The organism is Candidatus Zymogenaceae bacterium, assembly GCA_016931225.1.
Lineage (GTDB): Bacteria > Desulfobacterota > Zymogenia > Zymogenales > Zymogenaceae > JAFGFE01.
Genome location: JAFGFE010000010.1, coordinates 109,317 through 128,072, shown reverse-complemented (window position 1 = coordinate 128,072; position 18,756 = coordinate 109,317). Strand labels below are relative to the sequence as shown.

General features: G+C 56.0%; 19 protein-coding genes and 1 tRNA gene. 9 read left to right on the top strand and 11 right to left on the bottom strand.

Annotated features, from left to right (window positions below):
- The coding region (locus JW885_04785; GenBank protein MBN1881469.1) for a hypothetical protein at positions 1-634 on the top strand (634 nt) is incomplete at its 5' end.
- 81 nt (positions 635-715) lie between these two features.
- On the opposite strand, the gene JW885_04780 is transcribed toward JW885_04785, so the two are convergent.
- A complete protein-coding gene (locus tag JW885_04780; GenBank protein ID MBN1881468.1) occupies positions 716-1,264 on the bottom strand; it encodes a nitroreductase family protein in 549 nt (182 codons plus the stop codon).
- A 73-nt stretch (positions 1,265-1,337) separates the two neighbouring features.
- Positions 1,338-3,089, bottom strand: coding sequence for a 4-hydroxy-3-methylbut-2-enyl diphosphate reductase (gene ispH, locus JW885_04775; GenBank protein ID MBN1881467.1), 1,752 nt, complete (start codon positions 3,087-3,089; stop codon positions 1,338-1,340).
- A 142-nt stretch (positions 3,090-3,231) separates the two neighbouring features.
- On the opposite strand from ispH, the gene JW885_04770 reads away from it, so the two are divergent.
- Both JW885_04770 and JW885_04765 read left to right on the top strand, forming a co-directional pair.
- The gene (locus JW885_04770) at positions 3,232-3,870 is read left to right on the top strand and encodes a YggT family protein (GenBank protein MBN1881466.1); all 639 of its coding nucleotides are present in this window, start codon (positions 3,232-3,234) and stop codon (positions 3,868-3,870) included.
- A 3-nt stretch (positions 3,871-3,873) separates the two neighbouring features.
- Complete coding sequence (locus JW885_04765; protein ID MBN1881465.1) at positions 3,874-4,164, top strand: YggU family protein; 291 nt, start codon at positions 3,874-3,876, stop codon at positions 4,162-4,164.
- Positions 4,165-4,196: 32 nt separating this feature from the next.
- On the opposite strand, the gene JW885_04760 is transcribed toward JW885_04765, so the two are convergent.
- Positions 4,197-5,954, bottom strand: coding sequence for a M48 family metalloprotease (locus JW885_04760; GenBank protein ID MBN1881464.1), 1,758 nt, complete (start codon positions 5,952-5,954; stop codon positions 4,197-4,199).
- A gap of 134 nt (positions 5,955-6,088) precedes the next feature.
- On the opposite strand from JW885_04760, the gene JW885_04755 reads away from it, so the two are divergent.
- A complete protein-coding gene (locus tag JW885_04755) occupies positions 6,089-6,949 on the top strand; it encodes a hypothetical protein (GenBank protein MBN1881463.1) in 861 nt (286 codons plus the stop codon).
- Here JW885_04755 and tatA read toward each other — a convergent pair.
- From tatA to JW885_04730, 5 genes are all read right to left on the bottom strand, one after another.
- Positions 6,942-7,154, bottom strand: coding sequence for a twin-arginine translocase TatA/TatE family subunit (gene tatA, locus JW885_04750; GenBank protein MBN1881462.1), 213 nt, complete (start codon positions 7,152-7,154; stop codon positions 6,942-6,944). The genes JW885_04755 and tatA overlap by 8 nt on opposite strands.
- 31 nt (positions 7,155-7,185) lie before the next feature.
- Positions 7,186-7,283: transfer RNA gene (locus JW885_04745), tRNA-Sec, on the bottom strand.
- 175 nt (positions 7,284-7,458) lie between these two features.
- Positions 7,459-8,667, bottom strand: a complete 1,209-nt coding sequence (locus JW885_04740) for an aminopeptidase P family protein (GenBank protein MBN1881461.1) — start codon at positions 8,665-8,667, stop codon at positions 7,459-7,461.
- Positions 8,668-8,670: 3 nt separating this feature from the next.
- Positions 8,671-9,309 carry a TetR/AcrR family transcriptional regulator gene (locus tag JW885_04735; GenBank protein MBN1881460.1) on the bottom strand — a complete coding sequence of 213 codons (639 nt, stop codon included), beginning with the start codon at positions 9,307-9,309 and terminating at the stop codon, positions 8,671-8,673.
- Positions 9,310-9,674: 365 nt separating this feature from the next.
- Positions 9,675-9,857 carry a hypothetical protein gene (locus JW885_04730; protein ID MBN1881459.1) on the bottom strand — a complete coding sequence of 61 codons (183 nt, stop codon included), beginning with the start codon at positions 9,855-9,857 and terminating at the stop codon, positions 9,675-9,677.
- A gap of 240 nt (positions 9,858-10,097) precedes the next feature.
- On the opposite strand from JW885_04730, the gene JW885_04725 reads away from it, so the two are divergent.
- From JW885_04725 to JW885_04710, 4 genes are all read left to right on the top strand, one after another.
- Positions 10,098-10,379 (top strand): hypothetical protein, encoded by a 282-nt coding sequence (locus JW885_04725; protein ID MBN1881458.1) that lies wholly within the window; start codon positions 10,098-10,100, stop codon positions 10,377-10,379.
- A gap of 3 nt (positions 10,380-10,382) precedes the next feature.
- Positions 10,383-11,255, top strand: a complete 873-nt coding sequence (locus JW885_04720; GenBank protein ID MBN1881457.1) for an EamA family transporter — start codon at positions 10,383-10,385, stop codon at positions 11,253-11,255.
- A 206-nt stretch (positions 11,256-11,461) separates the two neighbouring features.
- On the top strand, positions 11,462-12,631 hold the full coding sequence (locus JW885_04715; protein ID MBN1881456.1) for a DUF362 domain-containing protein: 1,170 nt from the start codon (positions 11,462-11,464) through the stop codon (positions 12,629-12,631).
- A 2-nt stretch (positions 12,632-12,633) separates the two neighbouring features.
- Positions 12,634-14,919 carry an MMPL family transporter gene (locus tag JW885_04710; GenBank protein ID MBN1881455.1) on the top strand — a complete coding sequence of 762 codons (2,286 nt, stop codon included), beginning with the start codon at positions 12,634-12,636 and terminating at the stop codon, positions 14,917-14,919.
- A gap of 39 nt (positions 14,920-14,958) precedes the next feature.
- Here the strand turns inward: JW885_04710 and JW885_04705 are convergent, their stop codons facing one another.
- On the bottom strand, positions 14,959-15,702 hold the full coding sequence (locus JW885_04705; protein ID MBN1881454.1) for a class I SAM-dependent methyltransferase: 744 nt from the start codon (positions 15,700-15,702) through the stop codon (positions 14,959-14,961).
- Between the two features lie 113 nt (positions 15,703-15,815).
- Here JW885_04705 and JW885_04700 point away from each other — a divergent pair, with 113 nt between their 5' ends.
- Positions 15,816-16,142, top strand: a complete 327-nt coding sequence (locus JW885_04700; GenBank protein MBN1881453.1) for a tRNA-binding protein — start codon at positions 15,816-15,818, stop codon at positions 16,140-16,142.
- A 148-nt stretch (positions 16,143-16,290) separates the two neighbouring features.
- Here JW885_04700 and JW885_04695 read toward each other — a convergent pair whose 3' ends face one another.
- Together JW885_04695 and JW885_04690 are read right to left on the bottom strand one after the other, a co-directional pair.
- Complete coding sequence (locus JW885_04695; protein ID MBN1881452.1) at positions 16,291-17,322, bottom strand: (Fe-S)-binding protein; 1,032 nt, start codon at positions 17,320-17,322, stop codon at positions 16,291-16,293.
- A 70-nt stretch (positions 17,323-17,392) separates the two neighbouring features.
- Positions 17,393-18,754, bottom strand: a complete 1,362-nt coding sequence (locus JW885_04690; protein MBN1881451.1) for a PqqD family peptide modification chaperone — start codon at positions 18,752-18,754, stop codon at positions 17,393-17,395.
- Positions 18,755-18,756: the final 2 nt, after the last annotated feature.

The window sequence follows — 18,756 nt, the reverse complement described above, 5'->3', positions numbered from 1 at the left end:
TTGGCTAATCCATCTTAACAGGAAGACCGTGACTCGTCTTCTATTTACTCGTCACCTGTCAACACTTTTAGTGACTAGGGCAAATAAAGGTCTTTTCCTTGCAATTTTTCTTTCCTTTTTTCTTTTTATTTTTATTTCCCCCTTTATTGAAGACCTTGTAATACCTAACTTGTTTTTCAAAGACTTGCCTGCAAAATTGTTGATCGAGATTATTTATTTAATAGTCTTCATACATTTTCACCGTCGCATGTGGGCGGCCACTTATGACGAAAATGTAAAAGCAACCCCCACAGTAGCAGTGATACTGCTTCTCATTCCTATCATTGGTTTCATCTGGATGTTTGAATTCTATTTCGGTTATGTAAAACGTTATCGAGACTATATAATCAGATATGGTCTTGAATCAGAAGTACTCCCATTACCTTTACGTGGACTTATGTTTTATACATTGCCAATACTTATTTCGATATGTTGTCTATTTTTAATGCTTTCATTAAGTGTTCCTGAAATGGAATGGCCTTTTATTCTATCTGGTGCTATTTCATACATAGTATTCCTAATAATTGTATGGGAAACATGTGATTCGGTAAATAGTCTTGCCGATGCAATGGAAACATCAAAGGATAATGCCTGACGATCACAGGGTAAACGAACAATAAAAAAAGGGCGGGGGCTCATGCAAAAACCCCCGCCCGGTGATGCGATTTCTTTTCGGTTATTTGTTTCCGTATGTGTCTGTAAAGACAAATTCGGATATCTCTTTTCTCGGAGGCGCGGGGCCCACCTTCTCCGGATATCCAAGGGGAGTTAAAGAGACCACCCGCCGGCCTTTGGGGACGTTCAGTATCTTCTCCAGCCCCGGCGCGTCCATGGCCCCCACATGCACCGTCCCCAGCCCGTGCCGCCATGCCGCCAGGGCGACGTTCTGCAGGGCGACGCCGATGTCATACATATACCAGTCCCCCTTGTCGCTGATGGCCTCTCCCTTGTAAAAACCCGCCTGCCCCTCAATTGCCAGCATCACCAACACCACAGGACACGCAAGAACACCCTTCGCCGCGGGATTGCCCTTCATAACCTCCTCGGCGATGCGGTCCTTGATGGCCTGATCCTTCACAACGATCACCTCCCAGCACTGGGTATTGGCCCAGGACGGCGCCCACTGTACCGCCTCGAGGATATCGGTCATCACATCGTCGGGGATGGGATCCCCGGTGAACCGCCGAACGCTCCGCCTGGTCTTGATTGCTTCGATTACATCCATGTCGCCTCCAAAAAATTATCACGCACAAGAATGCCCGCCGTCTTGATAAATCAATGTTTTTTAATAAATCCGATCAATGCGGGCGCGTATACAAAAACCATACCAGTGAGGTCATCCCCGCCAGGATAAATCCAAAATCCACCACAAGTTCAAACACGATCCCCTGGAAAATCACCCGCCGATGGTAGAGATAGAGCACACAGAAGGTATAGAAGGGAATAATCAAAAGCCACCACCCCACACTGGTCACCAATCCCGTGGCCGTGCTCACAATCAATACACACATTACCAGTGCGGTTAAGACCACCAGAAGCCGCTGGGTCCATCCCTTTCCAATGACGATGGGTATCGTCTCCCGCCCCACCACGGCGTCACCCTGGATATCCCGGATATCATACAGCGCCGCCCGGATGAAGACCAGAAGAAACGCGATGAAGAAGACCGCCAGGAAGCTCATAAAGGTGATTCTGTCGATAGCGGAGAAATAGGGAACGGCCCCGGCGATCGCCGCCCAGGCCCCTGCCACAAAGAATGTCTTGGAGGCCGGGATGTCCTTGAGCCGCCGATACCTGGTGAACCGCTCAAAGGACTCCGGCACTACCTTGACACTATAGGCGATACCCATGAGCGTCGCCGCCACCAGCAGAACCACCACAGCACCACTTATCATAAAAGCAAGGAGTAAAGACACCGCAAAGGTCACCACCCCGGAGAGTGACAGCGCCGTCTTGTACCGCGTATACAGGGCCTCCCGCAACGGATCGTTGAACTTCAGCGCCTCCCGATCCTGGGTCCTGTTCAGCACATACATGGTGAATATGAGGAGGCCGGAAATCAGGGGGATGACAAAAAAGGAGTTCACCCCCATCAGCACCGCCGCCGCGGTGGCCAGACCCCCGGCGGAGATGGAGGCGAATATGCTCGTCAGCACGAGAAACCGCATCATAGACGCCGCCCGTGACCAGATAGGCCGCCGCTCTTTCCTGTCGATGTGGGAGAGGTGATCCGCCACCTCCATTATCACCCAGTTGGGAGTGGACGCCCCCGCGGTAAGCCCCACGGTGCCATAAGCGCACAGGACATCGGCGTCCAGATCGGAGACGTCCTCGATGTGAAACGCCGGCACCCCCGATTCCACCGCTACCTCCACAAGCCGCCGGGTGTTGCCGCTGTTTTTGCCTCCCACCACCACCATGGCGTCCACACGCTGCGCGAGGTGCCTGACCTCCTCCTGGCGCCGCATGGTGGACTGGCAGATGGTGTTTATGGCCTTGACCTCCAGGCCCCGATAGCGGGCGCGGATGGCGTCGAGAATTTCCGAAAACCGTCCCTCCTCAAAGGTGGTCTGGGCCACGACGAGCACCCGATCGACATCGGGAAGCCCGGCGGCCTCGGCGGGCGTATTGACCACCAAGCCTGTGCCGTCGGTATGACCCACGATACCCACCACTTCCGGGTGATCCTGGTCCCCCACCACCACCACGAGATACCCCTGGGCGTGGTGCTTCCTGACCGCCGCGTGAACGCGCCCCACCTTGGGGCAGGTGGCATCCACGATTGAGAGGTTTGATTGCTTCAGGTTCTTCCGCTCCCAGGGGGTTATCCCGTGGGCCCGGAGTATGACTGTCCCGTCGGACGCCTCGGAGGCATCGTGTATTTCGCGCACGCCCCGTTCATTGAGCAGCTTGACCACCTGGGGATTATGTATGAGGGGACCGTGGGTGTAGATGGGACCCTCCTCACGCCTCATGGTGATGAAGGCCTTGTTCATGGCCCTTCTTACTCCCATGCAGAAGCCGGCTGTATGTGCGATGATTACGCGCATGGTTTCTTCTAAAAAGAAATTTGTATTTCCCGGGTTCGTGTAGTATCATATACCGGCCGGTGGGGATTGTCAAAGTTTCCCGATGATTCCCCGCATTCGGCACGAAGTATACCCTTTTGACATATTATGTGGATCTTTTCTTATGGTCGATTCCGGCAGCGTTTTGAGAACCCTCGCGATTATCATCAACATTCTTTTAATCGTCTATGTCTGGATCATCATCATCCGCGCTCTGATATCCTGGGTGAATCCGGATCCACACAATCCCTTTATCACGTTTCTCAACCGGATCACGGAACCCGTCCTCTCGCTTGCCCGTCGCATCACACCGTCAACCGGCAGGATAGATCTGTCTCCCATAACGGCGATTTTCGCCATCATCTTCATCAGGATCTTCCTCGTGGGAACGCTCCTGTTGTTTGCCGACTCCGGCGACAATTTCCAGGCCGTTTTCATTCTGGGCATGTTCGTCTATGCGGTGATGACGCTTTTCAGGATGCTGATTCATTTCCTGATTATTATCATCGTCGTCTGGGCGATCATATCGTGGGTTAATCCGAATCCCTACAATCCCATTGTTCTTGCCCTGTTCGCCATGGTCGATCCGATCCTCCGCCCCATCCAGCGTATCATCCCACCGGTCGGCGGATTCGACATCACCCCCATCATCGCCGTTCTGATCCTTCTGGCCGTAAACTATACGGTGGTCAGGGGGCTCTTTGTCCTGGCGGCGATGTTCCTTCCCACCCCCTATACTTACATACACCCAACATTCTTTTAGGCGATGCTGACGATATCAGAAAAAGACGGATCGGCTGTTTTTTCCGTGCGGGTGAAGCCCGGAGGGAAGAAAGATGAGGTCATCGGTGTGCACGACGGCGCCCTGAAGCTGTCCGTCACGGCGCCCCCGGTGGAGGGGAAGGCGAACCGGGCGGTCTCGAAGTTCATCTCTCGGCTTCTCGGCATCGCCCCGTCCCGGGTCAGCATCGTTTCCGGGGAATCGTCCCGGACAAAACGGGTCAAAATCGAAGGGCTGAGTGCACAAGAGGTGAAAAAAATCCTGTCAGATGAATGAACCCGCCCCTTGCTTCTAATCGCCGCCGGCCCTCATTCGTCGTATTCATACAACCACAGAAGGTATCCCGCCTTCCCCTCGCCCACCAGCAGGTATCCGGGGGGCAGAATATACTCCGCCCGGCCGTCCAGATATGTGTCCAACTCTCCCATGTACGGATCCCAGGGGATCAGCATACGACATGTATCAAGGGCCTCCCGGGCCGCCTCGCCGTCTCCCCTCATGGCATGAAGATACGCCGCCCATTTGAGGGCCATCACGTTCCCGCCCATCCGGTAGGATTCCTCAAGTGACTCGATCGCCCCGATCCGGCGCCCCAGATAATACTGCATGACGCCCTTGACGAGCAGCAGTTGATGATCGACCCCCAGCTCTTCGGCCTTTTCCGCGGTCCTCAGCCCCTCCAGGTCATACCCGTAATAGTAATAGAAGATCGCCGCCTCTTTGAGGATTTCGTAATCGTCCGGATGCTCCTCGATTCTCATCTCGTGGGACCTAATCGGATCGGCCCAGCTTCCCTGGTAATCATAGTCGCTTTCCCAATCGCCGTAATAATTCCGAGAAACCAAAAACAGCGTCACCACCAGAACCGCGATAATGAAAAGAACCACCCTTCCACAGGTGAGTTTCTTCGGCTTCGGGAGGTCCTCTCCCCTCAAATGCGCCACCCTCCGCTCCAGGCTCGGGTGGCTGGCCCGCTCCGATCCATGTGCATCGAACCGGCGGGGGATCATGTTCATCTCGTATATGCGCTCCAGGGCCGTCACCAGGGTCTCCGGTTCATCGATAAGCTCTGCCGCAATATCGTCCGCCTTCTGTTCATAGACGCGGCTCCAGCTCCGGGCGCCGAAGATGATCAACAGCAGCGTCACAAACCCCACAATCACGGCCAGGGACACCCATTCCCCCCGATGGAACAGCGCATATCCGAGGGGAAAAAAGACCCATACCGTCAGCGCCATCAGGGCGTATACGATCAATACGAAGACGGTGCGCCTGGCCATCGTCTTTAAGTGCCCGATCTCATGGGCCGCCACCGCCAGAACTTCCCCTTCCGTCAATTCATCCAGAAGGGGCCGGGTGAAATAAAGGATACCGAAGGGAGCGGCGAAGGCGTTGAAATAGGGATAGTCGTATGTATTCATGATGAACAGGCGTATCCGACCCACGCCGGCCCGATCGCCCATTTTTTGGATGCGCTCGGTCAGCGGGTCGTCGTCGGACCTGACCAGGATCTTTGTCATCGCACCCACAAGGCGCGTCTGAAACAACACCGCAAGCACGAAAAGCGTTAACGCCGCAATCAGAATAAATATGCGGGAAACGGAAATATCGTAGGGATTTTCTATTTTCAGAAACGGCACGTGCAGGAATACCAGCAGGATGAAAACGGCTGAAAATCTCGAGAAGAAAAAGAAGAGCTGAAACTTTACATACCCGCCGTAGGAATAGTCTATGTGCCTGATTGATCGATCAATACGGCCCTGGAGGAGCATATACGGGAAGAAGGTGAAGAAAATGCACGCAATGGAGAACAATGCCCTGACGGGAGATGAAACACATTCAGGAAGCGCCAGGACGATGACGGTCGTCTCTGCGACGATGCAAAGTATGAAAACACCATTTGTATGACGGAAAAGATTCCATCGCTTGCGCGCGATCATCTCCCGATCCGACACCAGCATGGTCAGGAAGGTTCGGTAGGAAACCAGGTAAAACAGCTCCAGAAAGAGCGTCGGCGCCGCCATCAACAGGCCCAGTATGATACAATAGTGATACACCGTATCCATATATTTTTTACTTTCGATTTTCGGGATCGGAGTGAATTCGTTCTCCCATCATCCATCCCGGACGTGCGAATGCTTGCACCGACGACCTTTTTTTGGTAGATAAAGAGTATGGCACATACCCTCCGGTCAAGACGATGAAGCGGACATCAGACAGACAAAAACTTTCGGGGCGCTCACCCGGGACCGACACCGACCGACAAAAACTCCATCGCCAACTGCTCGCGATTCTCTTCGACATGAAAACCCGAAAGGTCCGGCACCTCGCCGATTATCTTGTCGGGAGCATGGAAACCGTTCCCGAGAGAAAAATGCGGTCGCTGCGCCTGAAGGATCGATTCAGCCATATGCCCGAAGAGATAATCATCGAGGTGATTCACGAGGTCTTTTCTCGAACCAAGCCGGGAGACACCTCCTCGGCGCACTTTCTGATGAGCATCATTGATATTTTTTCCGACATGGCCGAGATGCAGAGTCAACAATTGCTCAAGCTGTATGTCATGTGTCGAGACAGGGGATACAATAGGACGTCGGTGGTGTTCGTCAGTCCGGAGCCGAAAAAGAGGCCGTTTAGCAAATATGATTTCGTGGAAAACCGTGATATGGATTATCTTACCCTGGGAGAGAAGCGCAGCCTTGCCCGTTCTCGAAACAAGGATCTGTTGGATCGACTGATCTACGAACCGCATCCCCTGGTCATCAGAAATATTCTTGAAAACCCGCGAATGACCGAGCACGAGGTACTGAAAATGGTCTCCAGGAGACCGAACAACGAAATGATATTGACGGAAATCTTCCAGAGCGAAAAATGGCTTCGATCCTACAACGTCAAGATATCCATGATAAAGAATCCGTACACGCCGGTGGGGATTGCCATGGTACTCCTGTACTTCCTGAAAACGCAGGATCTGAGGGACGTATCACGGGATCAATCACTCCATGACACGATCAAGGAAACCGCCGGCGACTTGCTTGACAGAAGTATATCCGTTATGTAGTCTCCTTTTTTTCTTCCTCGACCTTTTCGGTTTTTTTCTCTTTTTTCGGAGTGACGTCGATTTCGTCCTCACCCTTGAGCGACGTTTTCAGGTTCTTGATCCCCCTGCCCAGTCCGCTGCCGATTTCAGGCAGTTTTCCCGCCCCGAAGATGACCAGGATGATAATCAGGACGATCAGCAGTTCCCAAATGCCCAGTCCGAACATATTACCTCTGAGTATTGTACGCGATAAAAAATGGCGGAAGTGCATGGGAATCGAACCCACCATGGGCGGTTTTAGCGCCCATCACCGGATTTGAAGTCCGGGAGGCCCACCAGCGACCTATCCACTTCCACACCCGAAAGCTTATTGTAATGAAAATCGAGAATTTAGTCAACTTTTTTGGAAAAACAAGCGAGATTCTCAGCGATCGATGACCCACAGCCACAAAAGGACAAGGGGTCTCTAAAACAAAAGGGGGCCGCACACGTTACGTATGCGGCCCCCGTACGGTCCATCCGACCTGTGATTATCGATCCCGAAAGGTATGGGCCTCGTCACAGGGGATAATGCCCGGCTGGACGGGCAGCTTGGAGAGCACCTCGTTGCCGGTCTCGGTGATGAGCAGGGGCCGCTCCAGGCGAAAACCGGCCGCCCCCGGTCGATTGCAGACGATCGCCATCATCTGCATATATCCGGGCTCCAGGATGTAGTCGGGGTCGTTGTTGCCCGGAGAGGGGTTCTCCGCAACGCAGGGATACCATTCGTTGCCCAAATGTCCGATTCCGTGACCGAAGCCGGGAAGGACCCATTCAGCCCATCCGTTCTTGTTCACGAATTCCTGGACGTTCAGCGTCACCTGCTTGAGGCTCTTTCCGGGCTGCATTTCATCGAAGGCCTTATAGGCGGTCTCGGTAAAGGCGGTGATGGTCTCCTGCTGCTCCTTGGTGGGCTTTCCCATGATGTAGTTATGGGCGACGTCCCCCAAAAACAGCCCGTACATGCCGTGCAGGTCCACCATCAGCGGCTCGCCCAGCTGTATCAGGCGGTCGGTGGCGGGGGTGCATCCTCCCAGGGGCCACCAGGTACGCTCTCCTGCGGCGATTTCCTGTCCGCCGGTGAAGGTCCAGGCGAATTCACTACCGGCGTCCCGCATAACCTTCTCGGCGATGCCCGCGATCTGCTTCTCGCTCATGCCGACCCGGAGTGACTTTCTGACCTCTTCGTGGGCCAGGTCGACGATGGCCGTAGCCTGGCGCATGAGCTTGATCTCCTGGGGCTCCTTGACCAGACAGAGCCGATCGGTGATCTCCGCCGCGTTGACGAACTCGGCGTTCGGATACATCCCCTTGAGGGTCTCGTATTCGTGATGGGTGATGTACCCCTCGGGGAGATAATTGGTGGTCCCGTCCTCAATACCCACGGTCCCCCCGTCCTTCGCGATAGGATCGATGAACGCCTTGATCATATCGAAAAAGTCTATTCCGGGTAGAGCCCCGTACCCGACAACACTATCCAGCCAGCTTTCATCGGCCAATCGCCCGGAATCCAGAAGCGGGGTGATCAGGGTCAGCTGACCCTCGGCGGGGATGATCAGGGCGCTCCTCCACGGAACGAATCCCCCCGACCAGTGGGTAATGGTCTTGAGCCGCGTCCCCACCAGCACATCGATCTTCTTCTCTCTGAGCTCCTTTTGTATCTGTTCGATACGTTTCGGAAAGTTGATATGCACCATCATGGGTCATTCCTCCTTTTCTTCATACAGGATACTGTCCGATTTTGTTTCGTATCTCCGTCTGCCTGTTTCGGTCAAAAGCCCCCGAACCAGAACATCCAACGATTCGGAAAACAATTCATCATCGGAAAATCGATCTGTCTCTATATAGCTGCCGACGATGAACATCTTGTAAATGGAAAAGAACAGGTGTGTGATCCGCTCCAGATCCAGAGGACGAAACAGGCCCTGGGACACGCCATCTGCCAGGATGGATTTGATCATCTCCTTGCTGGCGTCGTTTACGGTTTCGAAACGATCCCCGGAAAAGAGGGGAAAGATGGTCGGGTCGCTCTTGAGCATGGCGGAAAAATCATCGTCCCGGGCGAGATATCGAAAGCTCGCCAGGGCAAGGGCCGTGAATCGCTCGATGGGATCCGTGAGGGTTTCCACCGCACCAAAGGCCGCACCCTGCCAGCGGAGCAATCCCCGCCCCGCGGCGGCGCGATAGAGATCCTCCTTGCCGTCGGCGTAGCGATAGAGGGCGGCGGGGGTGACGCCGGCTGCGTCGGCGATGTCGGAAAGGCTCGTTTTTTTGTAGCCGAATTTCCCGAAGAGGGTAATGGCGGTGTCGAGAATCTCGTTTTTCCGGGCGGTACGTTTCATGACGGAAAAACTGTAAGAAAAAAGTAAATAAATGAATTTTGTATTAACTTATTTACACATTTTTCCCGCTCATGTCAAGAAAAATATGAAAAAGGGAAGAACCTCAGGTCGCCGGGACGAGGGGCGGGGGTCGGAAAGGTGGAAACATCTCAGGAAGATCGCCCATCGGCCCCCCTTCAAGCAAAGAAAGAAGGGCGTCTTGCGGCCGGTGTGCAACGTGCACGCAGCACGAAAAAAAGCGGAGCACGAAATATCGTGATCCGCTCGGTTCAGTATGAGATAATTTTTGTGAAGACACCCGCAACGCTTTGGGTAATCCCCCGAAGCGTTACGGTAAGGGTCTCTCTCTCACGATGATGATTTCACTAAAAGCCTTTGAGTGAGGTTCCAAGCGCATAGAGGACCGCCGATACCAACAGACACCAGACGTCGATACTGTAGGGAAGTTCTACAACGCCCAGAAGACCGAGGATCCAGAAGATACCGCCCACCAGGAGCAGTACAAAGGCGATCCACCAAGTCAACTTCTTCGGAGCATTAAAAGCCATACATACCCCCTCACGTTACATGGTTAATAAAAGTATATATCTTTTTGTATTATATACTTATGTCAAAAAATATCAAGAGTTTTTTTTACTTTTTTTACTCTGAATCTCAATGTACAAAATCTCCGCCCCGTGATATAGTAATACTTCATATATTTTTCATCAACTCTGGGTGCAATGGGATCGGAAGACCCCCGCACTTTTCGAGTTTTTCCCTCACAGCACAACCGAGGTGTACCCTCAATGATCAAAACCCTGGCGATTATCGCCTTTTTTATCTTACTCTATTACGTTGCGAAGTCCCTCTTTTCTCCCCGTAAACCGAAACCGGACAAACCAGTGATGGGAGCCGACGGCAGGGCTGTAAACGACGTAATGGTACAGGATCCATCCTGCGGCGTCTACCTGCCCAAAAATGATGCGATCCGGGCGAGGATCAACGGCGAAACCCATTACTTCTGCAGCGACGCCTGCATTCAGCGATTTAAAGAGGGCATCACCCATTCATCCAACCGATCGTCCTGATTTATGCTCTGGCTCCCGATTACGCTGTTAAGCGCCGTCTCGTTTGCGGCCATGGATACCGTGTGCAAGGGCATATCCCACCGAACGGGGGTGATGCTCCTGACGGGGGCGCGGATATGGGGGACGCTCCCCTTCCTGGTGCTTCTCATCCCGTTCGTCGAGATTCCGTCCCTGTCCTGGGAGTTCGTCACGATCGTCGCCGTGCTCATTCCCCTGGATGTCTTCGCCCTGGTGCTGTATATCTGGGCCATCCGGAGCTCGCCCCTGTCGGCGACGCTGCCGTTTCTGGCCCTGACCCCACTCTTCAACATCCTTACCGGATTCATTCTTCTGGGTGAGACGGTCTCGCTCGTGGGGGTTTTGGGAATCGTTCTCGTCACCGGTGGGGCGTATGCCATCAACCTCCATACCATCGGAAAGGGCCTTTTCGAGCCGATCCGCTCCATCGGCAGGGAGCGGGGATCGGTCATCATGATCTTTCTTGCGGCGTTGTTTTCCGTAACCTCCGTGTTGGCGAAAAAGGGGATCCTGCTGTCGTCCCCCCTCTTCTTCACCGTCACGTACTTCATGATACTCTCCCTGGCGCTGATACCGGTGGTGCTCGTCATGGGGCCCGGCGCCCGGGAGACGGGACGGCGTATCATCAATGACTGGAAGTGGCTTTCCCTCATCGGGCTGTTCGCCCTGATCAGTTACATCGCCCACTTCATCGCCGTCATACAGGTGGAGGTGGCCTACATGATAGCCGTCAAGCGGACGATGCCGCTGTTCGGCATCGTCTTCGGCAAGATATTCTTCGACGAGCCGTATTTCCGCCAGCGTATGGCGGCGGGAGCGCTGATGGTGGCGGGAGTGCTCGTCATAGCGTTCGCCTGAGGGACACTTCCGGCGTCGCCCGTCCCTTCCCCGCGTGTATTACGAACGTTCCGTCTGTTATGCCTTACGGGATCGTCTGAAATTCAAGGCGTTGCGTCTGAATGTGCCTTTCGGCATTGACCGAGTCGGAGTCGGCGTGATACGATGAAACAATGTCGTCGAACATCGTTTCACGTGATGTCGATCCATTTTCGAGAGGACGAAGCATGACCGATACGCGGGTGTCCGTCGTCCGCTGTGACGATTACCGGCCCGAGCTGGTCTATCAGAAGGTGAAAGAGGCCGTGGACCTGGTGGGCACGATGAGCGCCTATGTCTCCCCGGGGGAGCGGGTGCTTCTAAAACCGAATCTCCTCTCCCCCAAGGCGCCGGAGACCGGCGCCCTCACCCACCCGGCCGTGTTGGAGGCGGCCGTCCGGCTGGTGAAGGAGGCCGGCGGCGTTCCCCTCGTGGGGGACAGCCCCGCCTATTCCGCACCCCTCTCGTGTCTCAAAAAGGGGGGGATGCTGCCGGTACTGGAAAAGTACGACGTTAAATTTCTGCCGTTCGAAACCTCCACGGAGATACGCAACCCGGAAGGCGCCTTCAAGGTCTTCGAGGTGGCGACCGACATTCTCTCCGTGGACAAGATTATAAATCTTCCCAAGATGAAGACACACGGCCAGATGGTGATGACCCTCGCCGTCAAGAACATGTTCGGCACCGTGGTGGGGGGGAGAAAAACCCAGTGGCACCTGCGGGTAGGCGACAAGCCGAGGCAGTTCGCCAGGATGATCGTGGACCTCCATTACCTGGTGAACCCTTCCCTCTCGATCATGGACGCCGTCACCGCCATGGAGGGCAACGGCCCCGGCAGCGGGGACCCGGTGGACCTGGGGCTTTTGATCGCGGGACGGGATGCGTCGGCGGTGGATACGGTGGCGTGTCGAATCGTGGGGCTTGACCCGTCGCTCCTCTTCACCCTGGCGGAGGCGAAGCGGGCGGGGATGGGGATTACGTCGCTCTCGGACATTCAGGTGCTGGGCGAGAGGATCGAGGACGTCTCGGTGGAGGGTTTCAGGTTTCCCCCCACCGGACCCCTGACGGCGGGAGTGCCCGGTTTTCTGACCAAGGTGGTCCGACGGATACTCACCCCCCGGCCGATTATCGATCACGAGCTGTGTGTCATGTGCGGCCGCTGCGAGGAGATCTGCGCCGCCCGGGCCATCTCCCGGGAGGAGGCGGGATATATGCCCGCCGTCACCCGGTCCGGTAAGAAACGGCCGCCGGGGAAGATGTCCATGGACTACAACAGGTGTATTCGCTGCTTCTGCTGCCAGGAGATCTGCCCCGAAGGAGCAATCACCATCAAAACCGGCTGGTTTCCCCGGACCTGAGAATGAAGCGATTCGCAGAGATCATCATCTCGTTTCGGTGGCTCATCCTCGCATGTCTGGGGTGTGCCGCACTCCTGACCGTTCCGAAAATCGGCGAGCTCAAGGTCAACAACTCGATCAGGATATGGTTCGTGGAGGACGACCCGAACCTGGTCGCCTTCGATCAATTTCAGGAGACCTTCGGCGGCGAGGAATTCATCGTTCTGGGGCTGGCCGCGGATGACACGGTATTCACACCGGAACACCTTTCGATCATCAAAGACATCGGCGATGATCTCAACAATATCGACGGTGTCCGCCGGGTGGTCAGCATCACCCATTCGGTGGATGTATGGGGCGCTCCGGGGGAAATCCTCATCTCCCCCCTGATGGAGACCGTCCCCCGGACCGCCGAAGAGATAGAGGCGCTCAGATCGAGAATCTATTCAAACCCGCTGTATGCCGGCACCATCATCTCCGAAGACGGAACCACCGCCCTCATCATCGCGCACCTTGCGGATATGGCCGCCGTCGACACCAAACGGGACGTGATCGTGGCCCGGTCCAGGGAAATCGCCCGAAGGTATGAATCCGCATGGAACGATACCATCCATGTGGCCGGCATCCCGGTCCTCCAGATGGACCTGAACGAGCTCACCTTCAACGACCTGAAAACCTTCATACCGATAACGTCGTTTCTGACGATCTTCACCATATTCCTGACCATGCGCCGTTGGTCGGCGGCGGTTCTCTCGCTTTTGTCGGTGGGGCTGAGCGTCGGCATCGTGATGGGGACCTACAGCCTATTGGGCGTGGAGATAAACATGGTCACCACGATGGTCCCCACACTGGTGATGGTCATCGGGGTGGCCGATTCAATCCACATCATCAACCACTACTTCGAGCGGTGTGAGACAAACGGTGAGCCGAAAAAGTCGAAACGGTCGATACTGACGGAAACCATCACCCACATCGGCGTCCCCTGTCTGATGACCACCGTCACCACCGCCGTGGGGTTTTCCGCCCTGGCCACAAGCCAGATGGTCCCGGTGCGGGAGACGGGGCTCTTCACCGCCCTGGGGATTTTCATCGCCTTTTTGATCACCATTACCGTCATCCCCATCGGGTACAGCCTCCTCCCGATGCCTCGAAGTAAAGGCTCCACCGGGCGGAACGTCGCCATTACCCGACTGCTCGATCTCTCCTGGCGGGCGGCGTCCTCTCGGCCCCGAACGGTCATCGCCCTGGGTATGGGCTTCTTCTGTGTGTCCGTCTTTTTCATCACGAAGATAACGGTGGAAACCCAGAATATCGAATTCATCCGGGAGCGTCACCCCCTCAGACAGGCCTATGACTTCATCGAAGAGCGGGTCGGATATATTTCTCCCTTAGAGGTGGTCATCGAAGGACCTCCCGGGACGGCCCACGACCCGGAAACGATGAAGGCGGTCGAGGATTTCCAGCGATTTCTGGAGAGCCGCCCGAGTCTATCGGCAAGCCTCGCCGCGCCGGATTTGCTCAAGAGGCTCAGCATGGCCTACTTCGAAAACGACCCGGCACACTACACACTCCCGGAGAGCCGGGAAGCCGTCGCTCAGCTTTTGCTCCTCTATGAATCTTCACCGGACGGGGAGCTTGACTATTTCATCAATTTCGACGGCTCGATGCTCAGGGTCAGCGGGAGAGCGGGAATGCTGACATCGAAGGAGTGTCGTGTCCTGATGGACGCCGTCGGCGATTACCTGGCAGAAGAGCTCCCCCCCCATCTCTCCGGCCGGATGACGGGGGTGGTGCCGCTCTTTGTGGACATGGTGGACTACCTGATCAGAAGCCAGATATTTTCCTTTTCCCTGGCGTTCGTGCTGATATTCACTCTGCTGACGCTGCAGCTTCGATCGATCAAGCTGGGGCTCATCTCCATCATCCCCAACTCCATCCCCATCGCAATAACGATGGGGGCCATGGGGCTCTTCCACATCAAGCTGGACACCGCGACGGTCATGATCTCCACCGTCGCCATCGGCATTGCAGTGGACGATACCATCCACTTGCTCAACCGCTACAAGCGGGAATACCACATATCAAACGATCACACCGATGCCGTGAAAACCGCCCTCTTCACCTCCGGGCGGGCCATCGTCTCCACGTCGTTCATTCTTTTTCTGGGATTCTGGACGCTGCTGTTCGGCAGCTTCAGACCGACCAGCTACTTCGGATTTCTCTCGGGGCTGACCATGATCACAGCCCTTCTGGGAGACCTCCTGGTGCTGCCGGCGCTTTTGCTTTTAATCAGGCCGAGGATAGAGTAAACGGGGACACCCCAAAACGGGAGGATGCACGGCGCAGCGTCACCTCTTTTTCGCCACGGCCCAGAAGATGGGAAGAAAGACGAGCCGCTCGCCTTCATCCTGGGCCCGGCGCTCATCGACTATGAGCCCCTCGATGTCGGGCACATGATCGGAAAGCTGAAGCCTCAGATCGTCGAGGTAGGTCTCCCTCCCCTCACCCTCCTCCCCGCCCCACAGGGACGACAACACCCCCACATCGACCACATCGAGGCCCGAGACGGAAATCAAAGACGCCATTTTTCTCCCGAAAAACGGGTCCGCCCCCTGACGGGAGAGGGCGTCGATCCAGGGTTGTTTCACATCGCACTGTTTCGGCCAGTCGATACGCCCGCCGTGGTCAGGCTCCCCGGTGGCCAAAAACAGACCCCCCGACTCCAGCACCCGCCGCACCTCCCTCAAGACCCTGGAGGGATCCGCGATCCACATCAGGGTGAAGCTCGTAATAACGGCGTCGAATTCCCCCTTTTTGAAGGGGAGCCCGCACGCGTCCTCTGCCCTGAGATCCAGTTCCGGGAAGCGGGCCCTCCCCCGAAAAACGGCGTCGGCGTCGATGTCTATGCCGGTAACCGGGCCGTCGGCCTTTCGGGCTATCTCTTCGGTAATGAATCCGTCGGCGCACCCGATATCCAGTACCCGACGCCGCCCTGAGAGGTTGATACGCCGGTACAGGGCGTTTCGATGGGGCCGGGTCCATCCCGCCTGGAGGCGGTAGTAGCGGTCGTCGGGGGTCAGTGTATCATCCATGGCGGCGGTGTGTGGAAAAATATTTAAACATGTTTCGATAGGTGTTGACAGACGCGGCCCGATAGGTTAGATAGAACGATGGGGCGAGACGGGATACACATAAGGAGATCCTCATGATACGCTACGATGATTTCGAAAAAGTCGATATGCGCATCGGCACCATACTGAAGGCCGAACAAAATCCCAGGGCGAAGAAACCGGCCTATTCCTTGACCATAGACTTCGGTCCCCTGGGAAAGAAAACATCCAGCGCACAGATTACCGATCTCTACACACCCGAGGATCTGACGGGGCGGCAGGTGGTTGCCGTAATCAACTTCCCCCCCAAGGTCATCGCAGGGGTCTCTTCCGAGGTGCTCATACTGGGGGTGGATGGAGAGGGCGGTGTGGCGCTTCTGGGTCCCGAGCGGAAGGTAACGAACGGAAAGCGTATCTACTGACCGACCGGGGGAGGAGGGGGCGATCCCCGCCTCTCTCAGGCGCCCCGGGCCGTCGTGCCGCCCTGTCACTCATCGCTTTGTACCGACGTCTATCCGCCGTTCCATGAGATCATTACCCGATCCCCTCCGGCGTCCCGTGCCGCCCGTGTCATACAGGCGCCTGACCCACACCCCCCAGGGGAAGCTCCTCCCCTAGCGCCTTTCGGACGAGGTTCCCGATCATGTAGGATTCCAGCCCCGCCTCGTTGGCGGTATACCGAAGGGCCAGGGCGCACAGGGGGCAAAGATAGATCATCGCCTCGGCCCCGTGATCTTTCGCGTCATCCACGTTCTTGTTCCGCCAGGCGAATACCTCCTCGTCCGACACATTCTCCATCGCCCTCATGGGACCGCTGCAACACAGCGCCCGATCCCGATCGTACTCCCGCTCCACCCGCTCCACCCCGATGTATCCGAACAGCTCGTCCAGGATCGGGTCTTTCTCCATGGAGTAGCGCGACGCGCAGGGCTGCTGGTAGGCGACCTTCATGTTCAGGGGCGTCACATCGTTCAGGTTATCTTTCACATAGTCCCTGAGATACTCGATGAAGTGAATCGGCCTGAAGGGAACGTCTATGCCCATCTCCGGTGCCTTGTTCGCCAGGAGCGCATAGCAGTCGTCGTGATAACAGACGATCTCCGCAGCACCCGTGGCGGCCAGGTTTCGAACCGTCTTTTCCGCGTGTTCCCGGACCATTGAGGGTTTGCCCAGATGAATCCACCCGATGTAACAGAAATAATCCCCGCCTGTGAGGATGGTCAGTCCCTCAAAGAGGCGTCCCTCGATGGCGCCGGGTATCAGCCCCCCAACGCTGCAGAGGCTCAACGTCGGCTTATCTGTATCCCCCTCGATCACCTGGGTGGGCATCATCGGCGCGCCGGACATCATTGCAATGGAACGCTCCCCCACCTTGAAATCGCCGGTTTCCTCCTGTCGGTCGTTGATCAGATCGAAGGGATTCGCCCCCTCGGGGCAAAAGGTGTTGCAGGCCGCACACGTGATACACTCGGCGGTGACCGGCGTCGGCTTTTTGTCGATCAGTTTTTTGATTTCCTCTTTCGCCTTATCCACGGGATATGACAGGGTGGGACATTGGCTCAGGCAGGTTCCGCATTGTACGCATAGATCTGGATGAAACATGGCTCCAATTCGCTCCTTTCGGTGTTCATAGTAACATATAACATACCATACAGTGAAAGAGAGTCTCCCGTTAGGGGCTGCTCATGCTCTCGGCGCAGAGATACGTGTCGTGATCCCGCTCCAGGGGACATCCCCCTCCGCACAGGGAGAAGAGGTCGCAGTCCGCACATTTATCCATCACGAACGAGCGACGTCGCATTCCAACCAGCAGCGGGTGGTTCCAGATATCCTCCCACCGATCCCTGAGAATATTGCCCACCGGCTCGAAGTAGCTCTGACAGGGGAGTGCGTCTCCGTTGGGCTCGATGCACATGTTGAACCTCCCGGCGGTGCACTGTTTCATCCCCAGATCCAGATCCATCGGGTTGAATCGGCAGTACTGGGTGGGGGTGTACCAGATAAATCGGAGATCATGCTCCCGGGCGGCGTCGCTGACGCGAACGAGGATATCATGCAGGTCGTCTTCGGATACGGCCGTCTCGCCCTCCGCCGCCTCGCCGGTGTAGATGATGCCGTTCATAGCGAACGCGTCCACCCCAAGGGATTTGACGAAGGCAACGGTCTCCTCCAGGGTATGGGCGTTGATACTGGTGATGGTGGTGTTGGTGATGGTGTGGATGGGGCTCGCCGCCGCGTTTTTAATGCCGGCCACGGTCTCATCGAAGGCTTCGGCACAGACCATCTCGTTGTGGACCTTTTTATCCGACGACTCCAGGGTGATCTGGAAATAATCGATGCCCTCGTCGATCAGACGCTGGAGATACTTCGCGTCCGACAGCCGCCGTCCGTTGGTCAAGAGCCCCGAAACCATGCCCAAATCTTCGGCGACCCCCACCAGCTCCGGCAGGTCGTCCCTCAGGGTGGACTCCCCGCCGGTAAACGCCACGTGGAAGATGCCGATGTCCCATAGTTTTCTAAGGATATTCCTCCACGCCTCGGTATCCAGCTCATCGGCCTTCCGATCCAGCCCCACATAGCAGTGGCCGCACTTATTGTTGCAGCGATACGTCAACGCCAGGTCCATGCGATAAGGGGCGAGAATCGGCGTGGCGAAGGGCTCAATGCGGTCCACATCCAGGTACGACACCGGGCAGATATCGTCGGTATGCACCAGGGAATCGATGATCTCCAGCAGCCTGTCATAGTCCTTTTCAGCCGTCTTCCCATCGACCCGGTATCTCTTCCTGACGGTTTTTATCGCCTCGTCCCGGGATTTTCCCTCGATGATGAGCTTCGCGTATTCGGTGGCGGTTCGGTTCAGGTGCAGTATCCGGGAGGCGTCGATGGAGAGGATGGAGTTCCCCCCCTCCTCCACCCGCAGGTGAAGCCGGTAATGCCCTCCCTGGTCGAATTCTCCCCGCTGGTGATAGACCCCGGGGGACAGCGGCTTTTCCTTTTTGAAGAAATCGACAAATGATCTCACGATGCTCATGG